Origin of the sequence: Gemmobacter caeruleus (genome assembly GCF_008271655.1) — a bacterium.
Classification (GTDB): domain Bacteria; phylum Pseudomonadota; class Alphaproteobacteria; order Rhodobacterales; family Rhodobacteraceae; genus Gemmobacter; species Gemmobacter caeruleus.
This window is the reverse complement of record NZ_VKKX01000040.1, coordinates 1-1,486: the sequence shown is the minus strand read 5'-3', so window position 1 is coordinate 1,486 and position 1,486 is coordinate 1. Positions and strand designations below refer to the sequence as shown.

2 protein-coding genes are annotated in these 1,486 nt (G+C 63.4%); both read left to right on the top strand.

The window, feature by feature from the left end; genetic code table 11:
• Positions 1-1,264 (top strand): IS1380-like element ISPme1 family transposase (locus tag FOA17_RS13445; RefSeq protein WP_149142024.1); only part of this gene is annotated, 1,264 nt, incomplete at its 5' end.
• Positions 1,261-1,486 (top strand): hypothetical protein (locus FOA17_RS19915; protein WP_203232325.1); only part of this gene is annotated, 226 nt, incomplete at its 3' end. The genes FOA17_RS13445 and FOA17_RS19915, both read left to right, overlap by 4 nt.

Below are 1,486 nucleotides of genomic sequence, written 5' to 3'. Positions count from 1 at the left end.
TTCAGACGGTGGCCTGCTGGTGATGCGCGAGCTTGATGACGTGCTCGGCCTGTCCAATCTGGCGTCGGAGGCGCTGCGAGACAGCCGCACCGGGAAGAACACGCTCCATCGGCTTGACGGATTGTTCCGGCAATCGGTGTTCGGACGACTGGCCGGATACGAGGATGTGAACGATGCCGACCGCTTGGCCCTCGATCCCGTGATGCGTCAGGTCGTTGGCGGCAGGGCCGTCGAGGCGCAAGCTGCTTCGGCATCGCAGATGGGACGGTTCGAGACCGAGACGCTGGCTCTGGCCGCGAACCGGGCGGCGCTGGCCGATCTGAACGGCCAATGGATCGACCGGTTTCATGACCGCAACGGGTTGAAATACATCGTGCTGGACATGGACAGCTCGGTCAGCCCCACCCACGGCGATCAGGAAGGTGCTGCCTGGAACGGGCATTTCGACTGCACCTGCTATCACCCCATCTTCTTGTTCAACCAGTTTGGCATGCTGGAGCGCTGCGCCCTGCGTAACGGCAATGTCCACAGCGCCGATGGCTGGCGGGATGTCCTTGATCCCGTCATTGCCCGATATGCTGGCCGCGACCTTGGTGGACGCTTCTTCCGGGCCGACGCTGCCTACGCGATCCCCGCGATCTATATGCGGCTGGAAGAAGCCAGGTTCTTCTACGCCATCCGTCTGCCCGCCAACGCCGTCTTGCGCGAGAAGATCGCGCATCGGCTGACACGGCCCGTGGGACGGCCTTCGCTGACCAAGGTCAAACGGTTCTTCGAGGACTTCGAGTATCAGGCGGCGTCCTGGGACAAGCCGCGCCGCGTCATCGCCAAGATCGAATGGCATCCGGGCGAGCTGTTCCCCAAAGTCGGCTTCATCGTCACCAACCTGCCGATGGAGCCAGACTGGGTGGTGAGGTTCTACAACCAGCGCGGCACCGCAGAGCAGCACATCAAGGAAGGCAAATATGCCTTTCGCTGGACGCGGCTGTCATGCCGGAAGTTCCGGCACAACGAGGTGCGGCTGCAACTGCACGCGCTGGCCTACAACCTGGCAACCTTCCTGCGCTGCATCGAACTGCCCGAGGCCATGGCGGACTGGTCGTTGACCAGCCTGCAACTCAAGCTGATCAAGATCGGCGCCCGCGTCGTCCGCCACGCCCGCGCCATTACCTTCCAGTTGGCCGAGGTCGCCGTCACCGGCCCGATGGTGCGGGCCGTCCTTGCCGCCATCCGCCGTCTTCGAACGCCTCCGTCATGCGCATGACCACGATCCATGCCCAAGCTGAACGAAAGCGGCAGGACAGGTCCGTCTGCCGCGCGGAAAAGCGGCTCTGCCGGGCCAGAATGCTGCGGGTTCGAGGCTTGATCCACCCGACTTCGGCCGTTTGCGCGACGACAGACACCGCTCGGGGCGAAAAACGCTTGCCCAGCGAGCAAAATCAGGCGATCTTGAAGTCAAGCGGCAGGCCACTTGGGGAATGTCGGT